The 21076-nt window shown below is 33.3% G+C and carries 17 protein-coding genes; 11 read left to right on the top strand and 6 right to left on the bottom strand.

The window, feature by feature from the left end; genetic code table 11:
* Positions 1 to 50: 50 nt before the first annotated feature.
* Positions 51 to 791, bottom strand: coding sequence for a helix-turn-helix domain-containing protein (locus QLS97_RS10985; protein ID WP_282716682.1), 741 nt, complete (start codon positions 789 to 791; stop codon positions 51 to 53).
* A 729-nt stretch (positions 792 to 1520) separates the two neighbouring features.
* Here QLS97_RS10985 and QLS97_RS10980 point away from each other — a divergent pair.
* The 3 genes from QLS97_RS10980 to QLS97_RS10970 all read left to right on the top strand — a co-directional run bounded on the left by QLS97_RS10980 (position 1521) and on the right by QLS97_RS10970 (position 6830).
* On the top strand, positions 1521 to 1991 hold the full coding sequence (locus tag QLS97_RS10980; protein WP_282716680.1) for a T9SS type A sorting domain-containing protein: 471 nt from the start codon (positions 1521 to 1523) through the stop codon (positions 1989 to 1991).
* A gap of 437 nt (positions 1992 to 2428) precedes the next feature.
* Positions 2429 to 4357 (top strand): hypothetical protein, encoded by a 1929-nt coding sequence (locus QLS97_RS10975; RefSeq protein WP_282716678.1) that lies wholly within the window; start codon positions 2429 to 2431, stop codon positions 4355 to 4357.
* 19 nt (positions 4358 to 4376) lie between these two features.
* On the top strand, positions 4377 to 6830 hold the full coding sequence (locus tag QLS97_RS10970; protein WP_282716676.1) for an Ig-like domain-containing protein: 2454 nt from the start codon (positions 4377 to 4379) through the stop codon (positions 6828 to 6830).
* Between the two features lie 94 nt (positions 6831 to 6924).
* On the opposite strand, the gene QLS97_RS10965 is transcribed toward QLS97_RS10970, so the two are convergent.
* On the bottom strand, positions 6925 to 7710 hold the full coding sequence (locus QLS97_RS10965; protein WP_282716674.1) for an anti-sigma factor: 786 nt from the start codon (positions 7708 to 7710) through the stop codon (positions 6925 to 6927).
* Positions 7710 to 8240 carry an RNA polymerase sigma factor gene (locus tag QLS97_RS10960; protein ID WP_282716673.1) on the bottom strand — a complete coding sequence of 177 codons (531 nt, stop codon included), beginning with the start codon at positions 8238 to 8240 and terminating at the stop codon, positions 7710 to 7712. Before QLS97_RS10960 ends, QLS97_RS10965 begins: the two co-directional genes overlap by 1 nt.
* A gap of 230 nt (positions 8241 to 8470) precedes the next feature.
* Here QLS97_RS10960 and QLS97_RS10955 point away from each other — a divergent pair, with 230 nt between their 5' ends.
* From QLS97_RS10955 to QLS97_RS10935, 5 genes are all read left to right on the top strand, one after another.
* Entirely contained in the window at positions 8471 to 9124 is a 654-nt protein-coding gene (locus QLS97_RS10955; protein ID WP_282716672.1) for a DUF4331 family protein, read from the top strand.
* A gap of 73 nt (positions 9125 to 9197) precedes the next feature.
* On the top strand, positions 9198 to 9752 hold the full coding sequence (locus QLS97_RS10950; protein ID WP_282716671.1) for a DUF4331 family protein: 555 nt from the start codon (positions 9198 to 9200) through the stop codon (positions 9750 to 9752).
* A 125-nt stretch (positions 9753 to 9877) separates the two neighbouring features.
* On the top strand, positions 9878 to 11173 hold the full coding sequence (locus tag QLS97_RS10945; RefSeq protein WP_282716669.1) for a tetratricopeptide repeat protein: 1296 nt from the start codon (positions 9878 to 9880) through the stop codon (positions 11171 to 11173).
* A gap of 3 nt (positions 11174 to 11176) precedes the next feature.
* Positions 11177 to 13390 (top strand): TonB-dependent receptor, encoded by a 2214-nt coding sequence (locus QLS97_RS10940; protein ID WP_282716668.1) that lies wholly within the window; start codon positions 11177 to 11179, stop codon positions 13388 to 13390.
* 230 nt (positions 13391 to 13620) lie between these two features.
* Positions 13621 to 14121 carry a glutathione peroxidase gene (locus QLS97_RS10935; RefSeq protein WP_428831789.1) on the top strand — a complete coding sequence of 167 codons (501 nt, stop codon included), beginning with the start codon at positions 13621 to 13623 and terminating at the stop codon, positions 14119 to 14121.
* 185 nt (positions 14122 to 14306) lie between these two features.
* Here QLS97_RS10935 and QLS97_RS10930 read toward each other — a convergent pair whose 3' ends face one another.
* Both QLS97_RS10930 and QLS97_RS10925 read right to left on the bottom strand, forming a co-directional pair.
* Positions 14307 to 15257 (bottom strand): tRNA dihydrouridine synthase, encoded by a 951-nt coding sequence (locus QLS97_RS10930; RefSeq protein WP_282716666.1) that lies wholly within the window; start codon positions 15255 to 15257, stop codon positions 14307 to 14309.
* 108 nt (positions 15258 to 15365) lie between these two features.
* Positions 15366 to 15863, bottom strand: a complete 498-nt coding sequence (locus tag QLS97_RS10925; RefSeq protein ID WP_282716664.1) for a GNAT family N-acetyltransferase — start codon at positions 15861 to 15863, stop codon at positions 15366 to 15368.
* Positions 15864 to 15957: 94 nt separating this feature from the next.
* On the opposite strand from QLS97_RS10925, the gene menD reads away from it, so the two are divergent.
* Positions 15958 to 17631 (top strand): 2-succinyl-5-enolpyruvyl-6-hydroxy-3-cyclohexene-1-carboxylic-acid synthase, encoded by a 1674-nt coding sequence (gene menD, locus QLS97_RS10920; RefSeq protein ID WP_282716662.1) that lies wholly within the window; start codon positions 15958 to 15960, stop codon positions 17629 to 17631.
* Between the two features lie 88 nt (positions 17632 to 17719).
* Positions 17720 to 18061, top strand: coding sequence for a DUF2853 family protein (locus QLS97_RS10915; RefSeq protein ID WP_282716660.1), 342 nt, complete (start codon positions 17720 to 17722; stop codon positions 18059 to 18061).
* A 79-nt stretch (positions 18062 to 18140) separates the two neighbouring features.
* Here QLS97_RS10915 and QLS97_RS10910 read toward each other — a convergent pair whose 3' ends face one another.
* On the bottom strand, positions 18141 to 19493 hold the full coding sequence (locus QLS97_RS10910) for a M28 family metallopeptidase (RefSeq protein WP_282716658.1): 1353 nt from the start codon (positions 19491 to 19493) through the stop codon (positions 18141 to 18143).
* 365 nt (positions 19494 to 19858) lie between these two features.
* Between QLS97_RS10910 and QLS97_RS10905 the strand changes: the two genes are divergently transcribed.
* Positions 19859 to 20713 carry a CvfB family protein gene (locus QLS97_RS10905; protein WP_121365211.1) on the top strand — a complete coding sequence of 285 codons (855 nt, stop codon included), beginning with the start codon at positions 19859 to 19861 and terminating at the stop codon, positions 20711 to 20713.
* Positions 20714 to 21076: the final 363 nt, after the last annotated feature.

Genomic DNA, 21076 nt, shown 5'->3' with positions numbered 1-21076 from the left:
TTGGTTATTTTTCATAAAAAAAGGTTCAACTCATAAAGTTGAACCTTTTTTTATTTCTCAAATTCTGTTCTATTCATTTTATAATATTCTAATGGCGATACGCCTGCAATTTCTTTAAAACTTGTAAAAAACGGGTTGTATGAAGTAAATCCAACCTTTTTTGATAATGAATCTAAAGTGTTATTTTTTAAATAGTTGATTTCTATTTGTTTGATGGCATCGTGTATTCGAATTACTTTTTTATATTCAGAAAAAGAAATTGTCGAGTGGTATTTAAATAAATATGAAATATGGCTTTTTGGAATTTGTAGGCTGTTAGCTAAATCAGTTATTGTCAAATTTGAATTTCTAAACAATTCAAATTTCAACGATATGGTCTCAATTTCCTTGATGTAGTCAATAATATTTTGATCTATTTTTTCTTTAAGAACTAAATGTTGGCTATTATTCAATTCAATATCAGGAGTTATTTTCCAAATATCATTCAAAACTAAACTATTGTTTTTATTCTCATTGATCTTTTGGTGTAAAACATTATATCCATACAGAATTTCAGGAGAAATTAATATTTTAAATAAAATGGTTAACCAAATTATTGCGGATATCCATTGATAACTGTGTCCTTTAATGCTTTCATCAAAATATATTTCTATGATGATTGATATGAAAAGCCTGGATATAGTAAGTACAAGTGCAATAAATAAAAATAGTGTCCACTTCTTAATTAATTTATTTTGCTTTTGAATTACTTTGATTTCACCTTTTCTGGTCCAAATTTTAGTCTTTAACATTCGAAAGCATAAAATAAGATAAACTATAGCAAAAATAAAAAATAGCCCGTATAAAATCATTTCTACCCTTTCAGAATCAAAATAGAAATGATTGCGATTAATTATAAATAGAAAAAAAGACACGGGAAAGATAAAATGCAATAGCTCCTTTGAATTGGTTTTATTTTTATTCTCAGACAAATTTTTAAAGTACAGATAGCAAATAGGGATAACAACTAATGAGATGTTTGAATATTTAAAATAAGTATTTCTAAAGGATGGATCGAAAATGAAATACGTTAAACCAGATAAGAAGAAACGGAATGAAATTATAAGTATTAATAGAATGATGTATAGGTTCATTATTCTATTGGATTTATAATTTGTAAAAATTAAAAAAGTCGTTATTAAACCGATAATACCTGTTGCAATGAAAAGTAAATTTGAAAGCATTTTTGTTTAATTTTTACAAGTTTAAAATTACAAATTTTTTTAAAAACTGAATTATTTAGTTACTAAAAACTGAAAAATAATGCACTTCTATTTAAGAATGGAGTTGTTGTTGAAAATTATTTAGTGGAAAATAGCATTCGTTTATTGACCCATTAAAGGCTTTTCTTTTCTTATTATTACCTTTTTAGAGTTACTAATAACTGAAAAGTTCTTACTAATTACTTGTATTTTCGTTTAACGGTATTTTTTATCGATGAAATACATTAATTTAGTTTAATATTGTTTAAAATAAACTTTATGAGGTACTTACTTATATTTTTCACCGTCACCTTTCACGGACAAGTTTTACACCATCAAATGCTATCTTCACAGGGTACTTCTAGAAAATTACCAGAGGGAATAGTAATAACACAGACTATTGGTCAACAAAGTCTAACAGGTACTTCCAGTAATAATTATGTTGTGATGCAGGGATTTCAACAAAGCTTTTGGGGAAAATATATTGCTTCAAATCCAACTGAAGTTATCAAAGGAACAACTTTTCCTAATCCATTTGTTCAAACGGTGAATTTTGAATTTTCAAAAGCCATTACCGAAGAAATAAATATCAACGTATTTGATTTAAGCGGACGCTTGGTATTTGAACAAAAGAAAAAAGCAGACAACATGATTCTGACTATTGTACTTCCTTTATTACCAAGCTCAGAATATCTGGTCCGAATAAATACTCCAACCTTTAGTTACTTCACTAAAATTATAAAACTATGATAAAAAAATACTTTTTATTTATTACTCTTATCGCAACATGTCAAGTTTTTTCTAAAGAAGTGTACCGCAAAATAGAAAAGAACTTTAACCCATATGTTTGTGAAACTAAATTTGGGAAATCAAATTTAAGTCCTTTTAATTTTTTCATTAATTCGTATTATCGGGGTCTGACGTATTCATTTAATGATGTTAGATGTTATTCTCTTTTTCCTTGTTGTAATAATTCCTCAAATAGTCTTGATTATTTAATTCAATCAGGATTTATAGGGTCTACCACATATTTAAGGAAAGGAAGAACAGCATAATAATTCTTTAGGTTTTAAGTATTGGTTTTAATTTTTTACAAATAACACATTTCTAATACTGCCGAAAAAAGTTATCATTCAATACTAATCAAACCGGATTTTGAATTCATTTTACTATAAATTAATTTAATTATGAAAAAAATAATTTTACTTTTTATATTTTTTTTAGGAGCCAAGAGTTTTGCGCAAACCAATGGGATAACCTATCAAGCAGTAATTTTAAACCCTAATGGAGTTAAAACATCAGACTTAAACAATTCAAATTTGCCACTAGCCAGCAAGGATATTTGCATGTTGTTTAAATTTGTTGATGAATATTCAAATGTCGAATATCAAGAAGTTGTTAAAACTAAAACAGATCCATACGGTATGGTTAATCTTGTTATAGGAACTGGCACTCAAACTTCAGGATATGCCATTTCTTTTGATGAAATTTCATGGGATTCACTTAATAAGAGTTTAGTAGTTGGTATAAATGTTACAGGAGATTGTACGTCATTTACAGAGATTAGTAATCAGCCTTTCAGTTCTGTTCCTTTTGCGTATTCTTCTATAAAGGCTTTTAATGTTACTGGAGTGGTAGCAATTGAAAACGGAGGTACAAATGCAACAACAGTTCTTGGGGCTAAAACTAATTTAGGATTAGCGAATGTGGATAATACCACAGATTTGAATAAACCTATTAGCGATGCTTCAAAATTAGCATTGAATTTAAAAGAAGATGCTATAAATAAAAGTACGGATGGAAGTTTTGCTTCGAATTCAGATGTTAAATTTCCAACCGAAAAAGCGACTAAAACGTATGTGGATGCGAGTACTTCTCCAAATTCTTTGGCTTTGAACAATGAGATTTCAAGAGCAACTACTGCTGAAAATACTATTGCTACAAATTTGGTTTCAGAAAGCGAAAGAGCAACTTTAGCCGAAACTACTTTGACAACGAACCTAACTGCTGAAGTAAATCGAGCCACAACTGCTGAAGTGACTAAAGAAGATGCAGTAAATAAAAGTACAGATGGAACTTTAATTTCAAATTCAGATGTGAAATTCCCAACCGAAAAAGCGACAAAAATGTATGTGGATGCAAATATTGCAACTTCGAATTCCATAACGCAAACATTATTAGATGCAAAAGCACCTTTGGAATCACCAACATTCACGGGAACACCTTTCGCTCCAACTCCTACAGCTGGAACTGCTACAACACAAATTGCTACAACGAATTTTGTTACAAGTGCTATTGCCGATATGAGTGCAAATACAAGTACAAATTTTGTTGATTTAACAACGAATCAAACCATTGCGGGAACTAAAATTTTCACTTCAGATGCAACTATTAATGGAGTTACGGTAGGAAGAGGGAAATTTAACGAAAACTCTAATACTGCAGTTGGATTAGGAGCTTTGGAGACTAATGCTGGTTACGCAAATACGGGAATTGGTAGAGGAACTTTAGCATTAAATGATAGTGGAAATGGAAATACTACACTTGGCTATATAGCATTGTCCAAAAATGTATCTGGTGGCGATAATGTTTCCATAGGAGGTTCAAGTTTGTTAAATAATATTACCGGTTCTCAAAATACTGCAATTGGTAATCGTGCAGATGTAAGTTTTGATGGTATTACAAATTCTGTAGCAATTGGTGCTAATGCCATTGTTACTGCATCTAATACAATTCAATTAGGTTCTGATGGAAGCGGTTCTTATACCGCTGTAACCAATGTAAATACAAGTGCAATAATTACGGCTACTGGATACAAAATACCAAGTGGAACTGCTGGACAGTATTTGATGGCTAATGGAAGTGTTTCAGCAGGAGCAGCTGTAGTAATGGAAATAGCCGATGAATTTAATCTCACTGAATCTGTAGTGACTTTTTCTTTATCTCAAACTCCATCAGCTAATAGTAAAGTGAAAATGTATGTGAATGGTATTCGGATTAGTAACTCAGCATACAGCTGGACTGAAACTACATTAACTTATATTCCTGCTAATAATGGTTCTTATTCCTTGTCAGCAAATGACAGAATTCAATTTGATTATTTTATTAATGAATAGCTTTCAATACAGGTATATCATGGGATTTTATAAAAAAATAGTTCTCTTTTTTTTGATTGTTGCTGGTTTTGATGGGTATTCTCAAAATACGTTGGACAATTTAGGGCTTACGAGTGCTACACCTGCCGCCGGAGCTTATAGTTTAAGGAAATTAAGCAGCTCTTACGTTGGTAGTGCCATACAGGTAAGACGCAGTACTGACAATACTACTCAAAATATCGGTTTTGATAGCAATGGAAATTTAGATGCGAATTCACTAACATCATTTGTTGGTTCAGGAGATGGGTTTTTGACGATTTGGTATGACCAAAGTGGGACTGGAAACAATGCAATTCAAAATACACTTTTAAATCAACCAAAAATTGTAACTACAGGAGTTATTGAAAGATCAAATGGATTACCAACGGTAATTTTTTCAGGATTGCAATTTTTAGTAGTTACATCCACTGTATTTAATAATGATTTAACGGGTTGTCTTGTTTATAATGCCTCCAGTTTAAATACAAGAAGTGGCGGTGCTGGAAGCTGGTTTACCATGAACGGTATATTTGGTTCTGAGCAGCCCGGTCGTACTACAGACTTCGCATATGGTATTTACAATAATAAATTCACTGCAGGAAACGGTCCGTCGGATAATTCTGTAGCAGGAAATACAACCGTAAACGATAATGCTATAAGGTTACATTCCTGGACTAGAAATAGAACAACTGGGCAAATAAATTTATATTCTAATGGAACTATTGAGGGCACTGCAAATCTTAACACCGGGACTTTTTCTGCGGTGACATCGGTAGCAATTGGTGCCAATCAGACTTTTAGTGGAGGACAAGTATTTTATAATGGTAATGTGAGTGAGTTAATCTTATTTCCAACGGTATTAACCAATCCACGCCAGACAATTGAATACAAACAAGGACTTTACTACAGTGTTTGTGCATTGGCAACTCAACCTAGCTCCAACAACCAGTCTGTTATATTGGGAGGTACGCCTACCAGTCTTGGTGTTTTGTCTAGCGATCCTGATGCAACATACCAGTGGTATAGCAATACTGTAAAGTCAAATACTGGTGGGACAATTCTTCCAGGGGAAACGAATACGAGTTATACACCAAGTACGGCTGCAGAAGGAACTTTATATTACTATGCAGTTATTTCTTCCGCTACAACCACTTGCGCTAGCAATGTTTCTGGCTATGTTCGTGTAGGTATTGAAATTACTTCTCAGCCTTCCAATAGTAATCAAACAGTAATTCAAAATAGTTCAGTAAATAGTTTAAACGTTATAGCCACTGGAAGTAGTATTACTTACCAATGGTACAAAAACTTAAATAATAGCAATACTGACGGAACACTAATTAGTGGTGCTACCACCAATTCTTATACACCTCTAAGTACTGATTTAGGGACTAGTTATTACTACGTTGTAGTTTCTGGAAACAACACCATTTTAGTAAGTAATCCATCAGGAGCAATTAAAATAACCACAACTCCCGTAATTTGGAATGGGCCAACAATAACTTTTAGTAAAGCGAATTATGCTGATTATACTCTTGTTCAGAATCAGGATGTTCTGACTAATACTGTAAAGTTAACTAGGGCAAATGATCAAGGCTTATTTAACATTGCTGCAGAAAGTAGGTTTGGTGGAGTTTCTCCTTCAAATACGGAATGGGCAGAGGGTTTATTGACAAACTATACGAACTTAACTTATACAACTTGGCAAGAAGCAGTTAATTATAGTGCTGCAAATAGTGTAAATAAAACATATGTGGTCCATTTAATTAATGAGAATGTTTTCTTAGAATTAAAAGTACTTTCATGGACTGCGGGAGGGAATGGTGGTGGATTTTCGTATTCCAGAACTACTTGCATACCACCATCAGAACCTACAGCTAGTAATCAAAGTTTTAATTCGCCAGCAACCGTTGCAGATTTGGTTGCAACAGGAACCAATATAAAATGGTATTTAGGAAGTTCAGGAGGAACTTCTTTACTATCTTCAACCAGTTTAACTTCGGCAACTTACTATGTAACGCAAACAGTAAATAACTGTGAAAGTGCTAGGAAACCAATTTCTGTAACTATTATTAGCTGTTCGGCACCAACTATAAGTAGTTTTAATAATACTACTAAGACTTATTTTGATACCAATTATACTATTGTTCCACCTTTAAGTAACAGTTCCGGAGTCTTTACTTATACGAGTAGCAATCTATCAGTAGCAACAATAAGTGGAACAACAGTAAATATTATTGGCCCAGGAAGTACAATAATCACTGCTAATCAGGATGCAGACGGAAGTTTTTGTATTGGAAGTATTACGTCTATTTTAATTGTAAATAATGTTTCAGTTGTAACTAAGAACGGTCAGATAACCACCAGTAATCCAAATTATGTAAATAAAAATGGTGCTGCAGGAAGCGGTAGTGGGGTGAGTGAGAACGGTCAAGCAAAAGTCACTAAATCTAATTAAAATTTTAATTATCTGAAAAGAGTTAAATTCATTCCATAAAAAAAGGTTCAACTTCAAAGTTGAACCTTTTTGGTATTATAGAAAAAGAATTTTTTTATACTTTTCCTAACGTATATAATTGTTCCATTGTAGGAGTTAAACTTCCACCTTTAGGTTCAAGTGTAATACCAAAAGCTTCTGCTTCATTGGCATTATTCACTGCAAATAATTTTTGTTCATTTACATCAAAGTCTTCTAATAAACCAATGCTGGTAGGAGTCAACGGGCTTAATTTCAATGCCCAAACCTGATACACCATTCCTTCAGGTGGTTCTGGTAAACCGGCAGCATCAATGTAAACTACTTTAGTATCTTGATTCCAATATACTTTTGCAAAAGATTCTGGAGCAACTGCTTGTCCACCAAGTGCTACAACAGTATTTTTAACATCTCTTACAACCGCTAAACTGGTTTCGTTAGCTGTATTTTTTAATTTTAAGACGTTAAACTCTTTTTCTAATTTAGTTTTCTCAATTTCAGAATTGGCAACTTGGGTAGTAGTTTGATCCAGTTGATTGTACTGATATCCAATACCAACTAATAATAGAATTGCTGCAGCCCAACCTATGTATTGTGACCAATTGCTGGTAGGTTCCAATTCGATTACTTTAGCATGTTTAAGCTCTAGTTTTTCTTTTATTTTTTCATAATTAGCCACAGAATGAAACGGTGAAAAGCTGGAAGACAAGGCAACAATTGCTTTTTCAATAGCTATAATTTCGTCGTTAATTTCCTGATTATTTTTCGCCATGGTGCTTACCTCTTCGTTTTCGGATTCACTTAGTAAACCGTAAACATAAAGCTCCAGGATTCCTGATTCTATATATTCTTTTATTTCCATTATACTTTCAAATAATTTCTTAGGTCATTAATACAATTTCTATTTTGTGTTTTTACTGTTCCCAAAGGAATTGCCAATTCATCCGAAGCTTCCTGTTGGGTATAGCCTTTAAAAAACAGTAAATCTATTATTTGAATACATTTTGGTTTTAGTCTTTTTACAAAATCTTGTAAACCAATTGTATCCATTTTGTCAACCAGTTTAGAACTGTCTTCAAAGTGATTTACGAAATTATCTGTAGAAAGGTTTTTTTGACTGTTATTAAAGTTTTTTGAACGCAGTTTATCTATAGATGTATTTCTGGCAATATTAAGAATCCAAGTGTAGAATCTTCCTTTGCTTTCATGATAGGAATCAATGTTCTTCCAAATTTTTACAAATACATCCTGAAGCACGTCTTCTGCTTCTTCTCTATTTTTTACAAGAATATTTATAACCGAAAATAAACTTTTGGAATACATATCATATAGATGTGTAAATGCCCTTTCGTCTTTCTTATAAATTAATACCAATAACTCTTCTTGACTCATATCTTACTATTTTACTTATACAAACTTATACAATCTTATTTAAAAATGATTGATTTAATGATTGTTAAGATAATAAAAAAATTAAAATAAAAATAATTGTATTTTATTTAAGTATTTAAAATATTGATAATCAATTACTTAAAAATTAAATTGATTTTTTATTACCATTTTTAAAACCAAAAGAAACACTTTCCCGTAAATGCTTCTATAACCTTTTAACTTATAACAAAATGAAAAAAACAAAAATGATTTTAGGTCTATCGCTAGTGGCGGTTTCGGGCTTAATATTAGTAGCTGCGGATCACATAGATGCTCCAGCAACAATGTCAGGTGATGCAGGTGATATTACTGATGTGTATGCTTTTCAAGGTCAAAATACTAGTAATTTAGTATTTGCAGTAAACACACAAGGTCTGTTAAGCCCTAATGCAACAGGTGCTGCTACATTTAAAGAAAATGTAATGGTTGAAATCAATATTGATAACACAGGTGACAATGTTGAAGACTTAGTGATTCAAGCAATCAAGAGAGATGACAAGATGTATTTCTTTGGACCAGTTGCTCCAGGAACTACAGGAACATCAAGTACAGTTAAAACTACTGCTGCTACAGGAAATGTTACAATATCTTCTTATGGTGCAACGGCTTTAACAGCTGAGCAAAACGGAATGAAATTTTTCGCAGGACCAAGAGATGATCCATTCTTCTTTGATTTAGGTCAGTTTAAAGCAATCCTTGGAGGAACAGCTACAGGATTTAATAATCCGGGTACAGATACATTTGCAGGAACTAATGTAATGTCAATAGTAGTAGAAGTTCCAAAAACAATGTTAGGCTCATCAAGTACAATCAATGTTTGGGCTGAAACTAAGAAAAAACAATAATTAATTTTATTTAAAAAAGTAAAAACATGAAATCGAAGATTTACGATTTCCAAAAAACTTAAATATAAAGATCATGAGTAAAACAAATAAATTCAAAATTATAACAATCGCACTAGTAGCTGCAGTTGTTTCAGTAAATTGTGATAATGACGATTCAAACGGTGATTCTACTGTAAGCCTTGATTTTTCAGGAACTTATGTTCAGCAAGATCAAATGGCAAGACCGGCAATCAATACTGTATTCGTTGCTGCAGGGCAACCTAAAGATGATTTTAATGCTGCAATTCCTTCGGCAATGGGAGCAAAGTACCAACCTATTTTTCAATCTAGACTATTAGCTTTGAATCCGGCGTATACTACAAATGCTTTAGGACAAACGGCTGCTCAGCTTACAGGTCTTTTGGCTACAGATGTATTAGGAGTGTCTAAAACAGCAAAAACGACTTTCTTTGACGGAACTAATATATTGACAGGTAGGGCATTGGCAGATGATGTAATTGATGTTGAATTATTATTGATTTTTGGTGGTTCAGCTGGTACTTCTAATCCAGGTCTTACTAAAGATAATGTGAATGCAAATGATAAAGCATTTGGTACAACTTTCCCTTACTTAGCTGCTGCTTGGTAATATTTCTAAAAAAAAAACAGAGCGCTTGCAACAATTTTCGCTCTGTTTTTTTTTAAAACAAACAAACAAACAAACAAACAAACAAACAAACAAACAAACAAACAAACAAACAAAACAATTAGAGTATGAAAACTTTAAAAACAATATCATTTTTAGTTTTCACAATCCTATTTATATTCGGTTGCGAGACTAAATCAGAACAAATTACAAATACGGAAGACTATAATAAATATTTGACTTTAAAGGACAACAAATCATTGAATTTTGCACATAAAGAAATTGACTTTTGGCAGAAAAAATTTGATGATGCTCCAAATCAAATTAGTTATTTAAGTCAATTAGCATCAAACTACAACACACTTTTTGAATATACAGGCGATATTAGTAACCTATATAAAACAGAAGAATTATTGACAAAATCAAACGAAGCGTATGATTATTCCAGAGTTTCAACTATTCGATCTTTGGCTAGAAATTATATTTCGCAACATCGTTTCAAAGAAGCATTGCTGTTAGCAAATAAAGCATTGGCAATAGGCGAAGGAAAAAAAGAAACTCAAAAATTACTTTTCGACGTTCAAATGGAATTGGGAAATTATCCTGAAGCAGTTAAAAACTTGAATGCGATAAGAGACATGAATAGTTTTGATTATTTGATTCGTTTGGCAAAATGGAACGATCACAAAGGTGATTTGAATACAGCCATAACTTTCATGGAAAAGGCCCGAGATATTGCTGAAAAAGAAGATAATAAAGGACTTAAAATTTGGTCTTATTCTAATCTAGGAGATTTTTATGGTCATGCCGGAAGAATTCAGGAATCATATAACAGTTTCCTAAAAACATTAGCCTTAGATCCTAATTATTCCTATGCTTTAAAAGGAATTGCTTGGATAGTTTTTTCTAAAGAAAGAAATATAAATGAAGCAAATAGAATTATTGATGCTATAGCTTTAACACACAATACACCTGATTTTTATTTATTGAAATCTCAAATCGCACAATTTAAAGGAGATGAAATCAATGAAATAAGAAACAGAAACGCTTATTTTTCTATGATGGAGAAAAATAATTATGGTGCGATGTACAACAAATACAATGCTTTGATTTATGCAGACGACAAAAAAACAGCTTCAAAAGCATTAGAAATTGCCAAAATAGAAGTAGAGCACAGACCCACTGCTGATTCCTATGATTTATTGGCTTGGGCGTACTTAAATGTGGGTGAAAATAAAAAAGCATTAGAAATTGCTCAGAATCATGTGGTTGGAAAATCCTTTGAACCTAAAGTACAATACCACTTGGCAATGATTTACAAATCAAATAATTTAGCGCTTAAAGCGAAACCTATTAAGGAAGAATTACTGTCCAGTTTGTATGAATTGGGTCCAAATTTTGACAAAAAGGTAAATCAATTGTAGCGGATGAAAAATATTATTTTACTGATGATTGCCCTTTTTGGGTTGTCTTCTTATGGCCAAGTCCAAAAAGGAAAAGTGTTGGATAGTGATGGAAATCCTGTTGAAAATGCCTATTTGATGAATACAAATTCTGAAAGTCATGCCCATACAAATGAATTTGGATTGTTTAGCTTAGATAAAACGGTTTTGGGAAATGTGATCAAGATAACGGCGTTAGGCTATAAAAAGTCAAACTTCACCATTGTTTCTTCGGATGACACAATCATTCTGGAAGATGATATTTTTAGATTGAATGAGATAGTAATCCAACCGAAACTTTCGGCGATGAATGTAATTTCAAAAATAGATTTGCAAACCACTCCGGTAAATTCTTCTCAGGAAATTTTGCGAAAAGTACCCGGATTGTTCATCGGACAACATGCAGGTGGTGGAAAAGCAGAGCAAATATTTTTGAGAGGTTTTGATATCGATCACGGAACAGATATTGCCATTTCAGTAGACGGAATGCCAGTAAACATGGTTTCTCATGCACATGGTCAAGGCTATGCCGATTTGCATTTTGTAATTCCGGAAACAGTAGAAAAAATAGATTTTGGAAAAGGAACGTATTATGCTAACAAAGGGGATTTTGCAACAGCAGGATACGTTGCTTTCCAAACTAAAGATAAAATCGAAAAAAGCAGTATTGGTCTTGAAATAGGACAATTCAACACGATGAGAACAGTAGGTTTGTTTAACCTTTTGGGCAACCAAAAAACACAAAGTGCCTATATTGCCACAGAATATATTCTAACAGATGGTCCATTTGATTCTCCCCAGAATTTTAACCGTATTAATTTATTGGGGAAATATTCCGCTATCTTAAGCGACAATAGTAAGTTTTCAATCTTGGCTTCTCGCTTTTCCAGCAAATGGGATGCTTCGGGACAAATTCCGCAACGTTTGATTGATAATGGAACGATTTCTAGATTTGGTTCCGTTGATGATACCGAAGGAGGAAATACGTCCAGAACGAATTTCAGTGCTAGTTTGAGCAAACCAATTGATGAAAATACGTTCTTGAAAGCCAATGCTTTTTATTCAAATTATCAATTTGAATTGTATTCGAATTTTACTTTCTTCCTGGAAGATCCAATAAACGGAGACCAAATTAAACAGAAAGAAAACAGGGATATTTATGGAATGAATGCCGAGTTGAATAAGAAAACGAAATTAAATGATATAGATGTTTTGTTACAGTTTGGTGGAGGTTTTCGTGCAGACGCTACAAAAGATACGGAGCTTTCTCATACTTTGAACAGAAGAACAGTTTTAGAAAATATAAAATTAGGAGATATTGATGAATCTAATTTGTTTTCGTACTTGAATTCAGAATTCAATTTTGGAAAATTGATGATTAATCCGGCCATTCGATTGGATTATTTCAAATTCAATTACCAAGATAAGTTGACTACGGATTACAAAACACAATCGGAATCCAAAGTTAAGTTTTCTCCAAAACTGAATTTTATTTATTCGCAGAATAACAATTTGCAGTTTTTTATAAAATCAGGAATGGGTTTTCATTCGAATGATGCCCGAGTGGTGGTTCAAAACAGTGGAAAACAAATTTTACCAACCGCAATAGGAACGGATATTGGTACCATTTGGAAACCATTTCCTAAGTTAATTGTGAATTCTGCTTTGTGGTATTTATTTTTGGAGCAAGAATTTGTATACGTGGGAGATGCTGGAATCATTGAGCCAAGCGGAAAATCAAAACGTATGGGAGCTGAATTAGGATTGCGCTATCAACTGAACGACTGGTTGTATTTTGATGCTGATGCAAATTATACTTATGCCAGGAGTATTGATGAACCAAAAGGTCAGGATTACATCCCGTTAGCGCCAGATTTCACCACGACTGGAGGATTAAGTTTTCAGAAAGTGAATGGTTTTTCAGGAGGAATTAGGTATCGTTATTTAAAAAATCGTCCGGCAAATGAAGATAATTCTATTGTAGCCAAAGGCTATTTTATTTCGGATTTAAATATTAATTATCAATATAAGAATATCAATTTCGGAATTGCAGTAGAGAATATTTTTGATACCGAATGGAATGAAACCCAGTTTGCAACAGAATCCAGGTTGCAAAATGAACCAGAGAGTGTAGAAGAGATTCATTTTACTCCCGGAACACCTTTTTTTATGAAAGGAAAAATAACCTATACCTTTTAATACGCATTGAAGATTTGTTGTTTATTTGTTTGGAAGTCTGGCATTTGCATAGTGTCAGGCTTCTTTTGTTTTTTAACTTGTGTTTAACGAAAATAAATTTTAATCAGACAAATAATTGTCTATTTTTATAAAAAATTTTAAATATGAAAAATCTAGTATTTATTGCCACATTTGCTTTAATCTTATTTAGCTGTCAAAATCAGGCACAACCTAAAAAATCTGAAACCAATATGAGTACGCCATCTATAGCTAAAGAAACAATTTATCAGTTCAAAGTAGAAGATTTATCAGGGAAAAGTTTTGATTTTGCTTCTTTGAAAGGTAAAAAAATCATGATTGTGAATACCGCTTCAAAATGTGGATTGACACCACAATACAAAGATCTTGAAGCTACATATAAAGAATACAAAGATAAAGGATTGGTGATTGTAGGTTTTCCTGCAAATAACTTTGCTTCACAAGAGCCAGGAACAAATGAAGAAATTGCTACTTTCTGTCAACTAAATTACGGAGTAACTTTCCCTATGATGGATAAAGTCTCTGTAAAAGGGGATGATATGGCTGCTATTTATCAGTTTTTGACTCAAGAATCTAAAAATGGATTACAAGATTCAACTGTAGAATGGAATTTTCAAAAATATCTAATCAACGAAAAAGGAGAATTAGAAAAAGTGATTTCTCCAAAAACTTTGGTAACAGATCCTGAAGTATTGAATTGGATCAAAGCATAATTTTCTACCGCTAATTTGCTAATTTTTATTAAGTAAATAATCAAAAGAGATTTTCAGTCAAATGAAAATCTCTTTTTTTTGCGGTTTGAGTAAGTGTCGAATATTTTCTAAAATTTGAACCATTAAGAAATTAAGTTACATTAAGAATCAGAGCTTAATTTTTCTTAATTTCTTAATGGTTTAATTTAAATTTTTTCATTTTTGAAAATTTCCGCAACAGCAGCTTCGTAATTTCGGATGCTTTGTGCTTTTTTTATTTTCTTTAAAACCTTATGCGGATTTGAAAACGTAGCCGAAAAGTATTCCCATAAATGGTACATTTTCAGTAAAATATGTGTTGAACCCGAAAGCGATTCACTATAAATAGCATACAGAGTATCGTGAAACGCACTGAACAATTCCATTTTGTTTGCAGGATATTCTGAAGTATTGTTTTTTATCATACTAGGTAAAAATGGATCCGAAATTAATCCTCGGCCAATCATCCAATGGTCAATGGTTGGAAATCGTTGCTGCATTTCATGAAACTTAGTCACGGAGGTTATATCTCCATTATAATACAGTTTATGTTTCGTATTGTCAATACAATGCTGGAATGCATCTAAGTTTACACCACCTTTGTACAGTTGTTTCCCAATACGCGCATGAATCGCAATATTCTTAATAGGATACGTATCTAAAATAGGTAAAACGTCAAGAATTTCTTCACTGTTTTCATACCCCAAACGCATTTTCATAGATACAATAATGTCAGATTCAGTATGTGCTCTGTGAAGTATATTGTTGATTTTTTCTGGATTGCTAATCAAACCGGAACCCATACCGGACTTGGTAACCATAGGATAAGGACATCCTAAATTCCAGTTTAACTCTTTATAACCCAATTCTCGAACATATTTGGCTACAAATAAAAATTCATCGGCATCGTTTGTTATCACTTGCGGAATTACCTCTAAATCAAGATTGTTCTCCGGAAGCAGGTCGCGTTCGTAAGACGGTTTGATAACCATTTTTCCGTTTAAGCGAATGTAAGGTGAGTAAAAAGTATCAATTCCTCCAAATAATTTGTTTTGGGCATTTCTAAAACGAAAGTCGGTAAATCCCTGTAAAGGCGATGAAAGTAAGGTATAGTCCATGAAATTTTTAGTTGTGCAAATATACTATAAAGTCTCAAGTCTTAAAGTCATAAAATTTTTAAAGCTAAATATGTTGAATAAACGAACTATATTCTAGTACAAATTCAATTATTCTAAAATCAATTGCATGAAAACGGAACTCAACCAACGATCAAATTTATAGCCGGATTCTTTAATAACGCCAACGGTTTCAAAACCATATTTTTTATGAAAAGCAATACTTCCTTTGTTTTCGGAGTCAATAACGCCAATCATAGTGTGGTATTTTTGTTTTTTTGCCAATTGAATAAGTTCAGCTAATAATAATTTCCCAACACCTTTTCCTAAAAATTCTTCCGCAACATAAACAGAATGTTCCACTGTAAAACGATAGCCTATTTTATGACGAAAAGTGCCATAAGTAGCATATCCAATTGTTCCGTTTTCAGTTTCAGCAACAATAACAGGCAAGTCATGATTCATTTTGTCTTCAAACCACAATTTATGGGTTTCAAAATCACGTGGCTCATAATCATAAATCGAAGTACTATTCAGTATTTGGTGATTGATGATTTCCAATATTGTATCTAAATCGGTAAAAACAGCCGGTCTTATTTTGATTTCCATATAGAATTTATTTTCCTTCAAATTTAAGAAAACTATTTAAGATTAGAGAAAAACCTTTACATCTTTGTATCTTTGTTTCTTTGAAACTAAAACAATGATTTACCCCAAAATACCTTTAGCACAAAGCATTATTGAAATTTGTTTGGCCAAAGGAATCACCACCATAATTATTTCCCCGGGTTCTCGAAATGCCCCGCTTACAATTGGTTTTGTAAATAATCCCGCTTTTCAATGTTACAGCATTGCTGACGAGCGTTCTGCTGCTTTTTTTGCATTGGGTATAGCACAACAAACCAAGCAACCAGTGGCTTTGGTGTGTACTTCCGGTTCTGCTTTGTTAAATTATTATCCGGCTTTTGCAGAAGCATTTTACAGCCAGATTCCTATGATTGTGATTTCGGCAGACAGACCACAAAGCAAAATTGATATTGGCGACGGACAAACGATTCGGCAGGAAAATGTATTCGAAAACCATTCCTTATACAATGCTAATTTACATGAGGATGTTTCGACCGAAAATGATTTAAAAATCAACGAGGCGATCAATACGGCAATCACTCAAAAAGGTCCCGTTCACATCAATGCGCCTTTTGAAGAACCTTTGTACGAAACCGTTTCGGAACTTTCAGTCGAAGTGAAAACTATCGCTTCCGCAAATGCTACTCAGGCAATTTCCATTGAAGACGTTTCAGAATTTGCAACGATTTGGAACAATTCCACCAAAAAAATGATTTTGGTTGGTGTGAATGAGCCGAATGCCATCAATACAAATATAATAGAGGCTTTCGCCAAAGAGGAGTCGGTTGTCGTGCTGACTGAAACGACTTCTAACGTGCATCACGATACTTTTATCAATAATATAGACACGATAATTACACCTTTTACGAATGAAGATTTTGAAAATTTTCGTCCGGATATTTTAGTCACTTTCGGCGGAATGGTCGTGTCAAAACGAATCAAGGCTTTTTTAAGAAAATACAAACCAAAACACCATTGGCATGTTGATTCTTGGAGGGCTTATGACACTTTTGGCGCTTTGACCAAACATTTTGAAGTAGACCCAAATGTGTTTTTTGACACTTTCCTGCCGCTTGCAAACGCAATAGAAAGTAATTATTTCGAGCAATTAGATACTGTAAAAGCGTTGCGAAAGTTAAAAAGCGACGTGTATCTTTCTAAAATTCCTTTTTCGGATTTTAAAGTTTTCGAAAAAGTGATTCAATGTTTACCAATCAATAGTCAGTTGCAAATAAGCAATAGTTCAGCAATTCGATATGCACAATTAATTGATGTTCATCCTTCGATTGAAGTATATTGCAATCGCGGTACCAGCGGAATCGACGGAAGTACTTCTACGGCTATTGGCGCGGCTGTCTCGTCATTTGGACGTTATGAAAAACAGACTGTTTTCATAACGGGAGATGTTGGTTTTTTGTACGATAGTAATGCGTTATGGAACAATTATATCCCGAAAAACTTCAAGATTATTCTAATCAATAACGGAGGTGGCGGAATATTCAGGATTTTACCAGGACATGAAGAAAGTCCCGTTTTTAATACATTCTTTGAAACTTCTCATTGTTTAACTGCGGAACATTTGGCTAAAATGTATGGTTTTGAATATAGTATTGCCAGCGATGAAGCGAGTTTAGAGACAAGTTTGACTGCTTTGTATGCTCAAAATGAAAAACCAAGTATTTTAGAAATTTTCACACCTACTTTGGAAAACGACAGCATTTTACTGCAATATTTTAAAGAATTGGTTTAATTATTTTGAGATGTCCGTTAAAAGGCATGATTAAATGTTTAAATTTGAGAGTGTAAAAATCTATTAATCAAATATTAAACTTTTATTTATGAGTGCAAGAGACGAATTAATTGTAAAGTATGCTGCCGATTTGAAAGACAAATGTGGTGTAAATCCAGACATGGATTTGTTAACAAAAGTAACTATTGGTTGTGGTCCGTCAATTTATAATGATGATTCAGCAACGGTAGCCGGAACCCAACAAGCCGAATTAGATACTGTGAAAAACAATTTTCTAATCAAGAAATTAGGGCTTGCAGATGGGCCGGAATTAGATACAGCAATAGATGCCGTTATGGAAAAATACGGTCGTTCCAATAAAAATAAATACAGAGTGGTCGTTTATTATTTATTGACTATTCACTTCAAAAAAGAGAGTGTTTACAATTAATACTTAATTTTAAAATGTTTTACTATAAAAAAAGCGTTTGCCTTGGCAAACGCTTTTTTTGTTTATTATTGAACGATTTTTAACGAATTGGCACTGGGAAAACCGGTAAACTGGAATGTCCTAATGCATCAACTGTTTGAACAGCGAAGAAAAAATTGTCTTTAGAATACGGGATTTCAGCTTTTGTGTCTTTTACAAAAATTGCTTTTTCCCAATGTTGTGATGACGTTTCTCTGATAAGAATGTTATATCCATAAACTGATTTTCCCTCAGGAGCAGTCCATGCTAAAGTAGAAAAATTAGTCAAATCCTTTACTTCAATACCTACGTTTGTTGGTGCTTTTGGAGACCAAGCCAAATTACTGAACGTAGCCAAGTTAGAACACGTTACTTTCTTCATATATTCAAAGTCCATAAACTCGGCAAGATCGCCGTACTGGATGTTATTTTCTTTTCGAACATTTTGATGTTGGTGATCGTAGTTTTCGTTCATTTCACAAAAACGAATGGCTGTAAATCCATTTTGACTAAAAGGAGTGTGGTCACCACCTCGCAAGAAACGGTCGTTGCGATAGACTAAATTAATATCCAGTTGCTCTACATATTGATTGGTAACCGTTTTGATGTATCGGGCTAATTGTCTGGATGGACTGTCATTATCTCGATTGGTCGATTTACGCATTTTTGATTCGGCTTCTGTTTCTAAAAATGGAATTGTTTCACTGAAAACGCGAACTTTAGTATTGTCTCGCAATAATGTACCGCTGGACAAACTGTTTCCAATCATATCATTATTAATCATCGCAATAACGTTCCATTTTCCATCTTTGGCAACATCCGCTAAATGCTTGGCTCCGTACAATCCTTGCTCTTCACCAACAACAGCTACAAAAATTAATGTAAAAGGAAATTCTCTTTGACTCATTATTCGGGCCAGTTCCATCATGGCAGCTACTCCAGAAGCATCGTCATTAGCACCTGGTGCATCTGATTTAGCATCCATTACATCTGAAGCACGGGAATCTAAATGGCCGCTTATAATTAATACACGATCATCTGTAGGATCAGTTCCTTTTAAGGTTGCCATAACATTACCCAACTGGCTGTCGGTGGTAATACGTCTTCCGTCTGCTTTGATGGTAAAAAAATCAATAACTGAAGTTAGTCTTCCGCTAGATGCCAAAGCATATTTATCAAACTCTGATTTTACCCAGCGTTGCGCCGCACCAATACCGCGGGTGTTGCTTTTAGTGTCGCTCAACGTATGTCGGGTTCCAAAAGATACGAGTTTTCGAACCGTAGCTTCCATGTTTTCGGATTTTACTTCGGCAACCATTTTTTTTATTTCGGGATCATCGACTGTGGTTTGTGCGTAATTAGTATGAGAAATGAATAGTAGTAGGAACAAACAGAGAATTGAGGTTGGTTTCATTAATTGGTTTTTTTTTAGTTTCCTCAAAGTTAGTAAAAAAGAAAAAGAAAGTATAAGCGAAATACGATTTTAGGATTTGTTTACTCTTATAATGTTCGAAATTATGAAAAACAAAACTTTCTAATCTAGCCCCGATGGAAGCAAGTATCCTTTTTCTCGTCAGTTCGAGTTCGCTTGAAAAGCGAGTATCGAGAACTAGAGAAAAAGATACTGCGGACAGCGGGACAACTCGCGATGAAACAACGTAAATTTATGCTCCTAAAAAAGAAAATAATCGTCGGATTCTGGCTTTGTTTTTTTGTAGACAGTTTCTTAATTTACTATTTTCAAACTTCGTACCTTTGCGCTTTAGAAATTGAAAGAAAATGATTGAAATAGGAAAATACAATACGCTTACCATATTACGCGATACCAAAGTGGGTTTGTTTCTGGGGAATCCAGAAAAAGATCCCGAAGGAATTCATGACATTCTGTTGCCTAACAAATATGTACCAAACGAATTTGAAATAGGTGAGGAGTTGATTGTTTTTGTGTACTTGGACCACGAAGAAAGACCCGTTGCCACAACATTAGAACCGTATATATTATTGAATGAATTTGCACTTTTGCGTGTGAATTATACCAATCAGATTGGTGCTTTTATGGATTGGGGAATGGAAAAGGATATTTTGGTTCCGTTTAAAGAGCAGGCGCGTCCTATGGAAAAAGGGAAACGCTACTTGGTGTACCTTTATATGGACGAGAAAACCAATCGTTTGGTGGCTTCCAGTAAATTGAATCAGTTTTTAAAAAATGATCACCTAACGGTTGAAAAAGGGGAAGAAGTCGATTTAATCGTTTCCCATATCACTGAATTAGGAATCAATGTTATTATCAACGAAAAGTACAAAGGTTTGATGTACAAAGATGAAGTGTATGATGATGCGATTCGCACGGGAGACCGCATGCGAGGATATATCAAGACAATTCGTCCGGATAATAAAATTGATGTGGCATTGCAAGTTCAAGGATATCAAAGTATCGAACCAAATGCAGAAAAAATCCTGGATGAGTTAAGAGCCAGCAGAGGTTTCTTGCGTTTGACTGATAATTCACATCCGGAAGACATTAAAACGGTTTTGAAGATGAGTAAGAAAACCTTCAAGAAAGCTATTGGTGCTTTGTACCGAGAGAAATTAATAGAAATCAAGGAAGACGGAATTTACTTGGTTAAGGAATAAAAAAAAGAAAGACTAATCATAACGGTTAGTCTTTCTCTTTTTAATGCTGTTTTAGAATATTAAATTCTAGCAGCACTAAAATAAATTTGAAGTTTAAAGTAGCTTTATCCGCCTTTAAGAATAATAGTATGCTCTATACTATTTTAAAAATATTAACTTAAGCGTAAAGTACTTTAAAGAATAGTTTGTCTTTAAATGTCCAATCACTTGCTTAGGAGTTAAGAAATAATTTCACGATAAAGCCGTTGGTTTTGTATATATTGGAAGATAATTTTCTAAAACAATTGTTTATTAATGTCTCACTTTTGCAAGAACAAGAAAAATAGCTCTTTAGTTAACCGTAGGTGTTACTTTTTATTTTTT

Source organism: Flavobacterium yafengii (assembly GCF_030010375.1).
In the GTDB taxonomy this organism is placed as follows: Bacteria; Bacteroidota; Bacteroidia; order Flavobacteriales; family Flavobacteriaceae; genus Flavobacterium; species Flavobacterium yafengii.
The sequence above is the reverse complement of the archived record's forward strand: the minus strand, read 5'-3'. Positions and strand labels throughout refer to the sequence as shown.

What these genes read in the sequence shown, in the direction of transcription:
- QLS97_RS10925 (WP_282716664.1), bottom strand. Translation starts at nt 15,863, where the DNA reads ATGGAAATCAAAATAAGACCGGCTGTTTTTACCGATTTAGATACAATA.
- QLS97_RS10960 (WP_282716673.1), bottom strand. Translation starts at nt 8,240, where the DNA reads ATGAGTCAAGAAGAGTTATTGGTATTAATTTATAAGAAAGACGAAAGG.
- QLS97_RS10915 (WP_282716660.1), top strand. Translation starts at nt 17,720, where the DNA reads ATGAGTGCAAGAGACGAATTAATTGTAAAGTATGCTGCCGATTTGAAA.
- QLS97_RS10975 (WP_282716678.1), top strand. Translation starts at nt 2,429, where the DNA reads ATGAAAAAAATAATTTTACTTTTTATATTTTTTTTAGGAGCCAAGAGT.
- QLS97_RS10965 (WP_282716674.1), bottom strand. Translation starts at nt 7,710, where the DNA reads ATGGAAATAAAAGAATATATAGAATCAGGAATCCTGGAGCTTTATGTT.
- QLS97_RS10910 (WP_282716658.1), bottom strand. Translation starts at nt 19,493, where the DNA reads ATGAAACCAACCTCAATTCTCTGTTTGTTCCTACTACTATTCATTTCT.
- QLS97_RS10970 (WP_282716676.1), top strand. Translation starts at nt 4,377, where the DNA reads ATGGGATTTTATAAAAAAATAGTTCTCTTTTTTTTGATTGTTGCTGGT.
- QLS97_RS10905 (WP_121365211.1), top strand. Translation starts at nt 19,859, where the DNA reads ATGATTGAAATAGGAAAATACAATACGCTTACCATATTACGCGATACC.
- QLS97_RS10955 (WP_282716672.1), top strand. Translation starts at nt 8,471, where the DNA reads ATGAAAAAAACAAAAATGATTTTAGGTCTATCGCTAGTGGCGGTTTCG.
- QLS97_RS10950 (WP_282716671.1), top strand. Translation starts at nt 9,198, where the DNA reads ATGAGTAAAACAAATAAATTCAAAATTATAACAATCGCACTAGTAGCT.
- QLS97_RS10980 (WP_282716680.1), top strand. Translation starts at nt 1,521, where the DNA reads ATGAGGTACTTACTTATATTTTTCACCGTCACCTTTCACGGACAAGTT.
- QLS97_RS10985 (WP_282716682.1), bottom strand. Translation starts at nt 791, where the DNA reads ATGTTAAAGACTAAAATTTGGACCAGAAAAGGTGAAATCAAAGTAATT.
- QLS97_RS10935 (WP_428831789.1), top strand. Translation starts at nt 13,621, where the DNA reads ATGAGTACGCCATCTATAGCTAAAGAAACAATTTATCAGTTCAAAGTA.
- QLS97_RS10940 (WP_282716668.1), top strand. Translation starts at nt 11,177, where the DNA reads ATGAAAAATATTATTTTACTGATGATTGCCCTTTTTGGGTTGTCTTCT.
- menD (WP_282716662.1), top strand. Translation starts at nt 15,958, where the DNA reads ATGATTTACCCCAAAATACCTTTAGCACAAAGCATTATTGAAATTTGT.
- QLS97_RS10945 (WP_282716669.1), top strand. Translation starts at nt 9,878, where the DNA reads ATGAAAACTTTAAAAACAATATCATTTTTAGTTTTCACAATCCTATTT.
- QLS97_RS10930 (WP_282716666.1), bottom strand. Translation starts at nt 15,257, where the DNA reads ATGGACTATACCTTACTTTCATCGCCTTTACAGGGATTTACCGACTTT.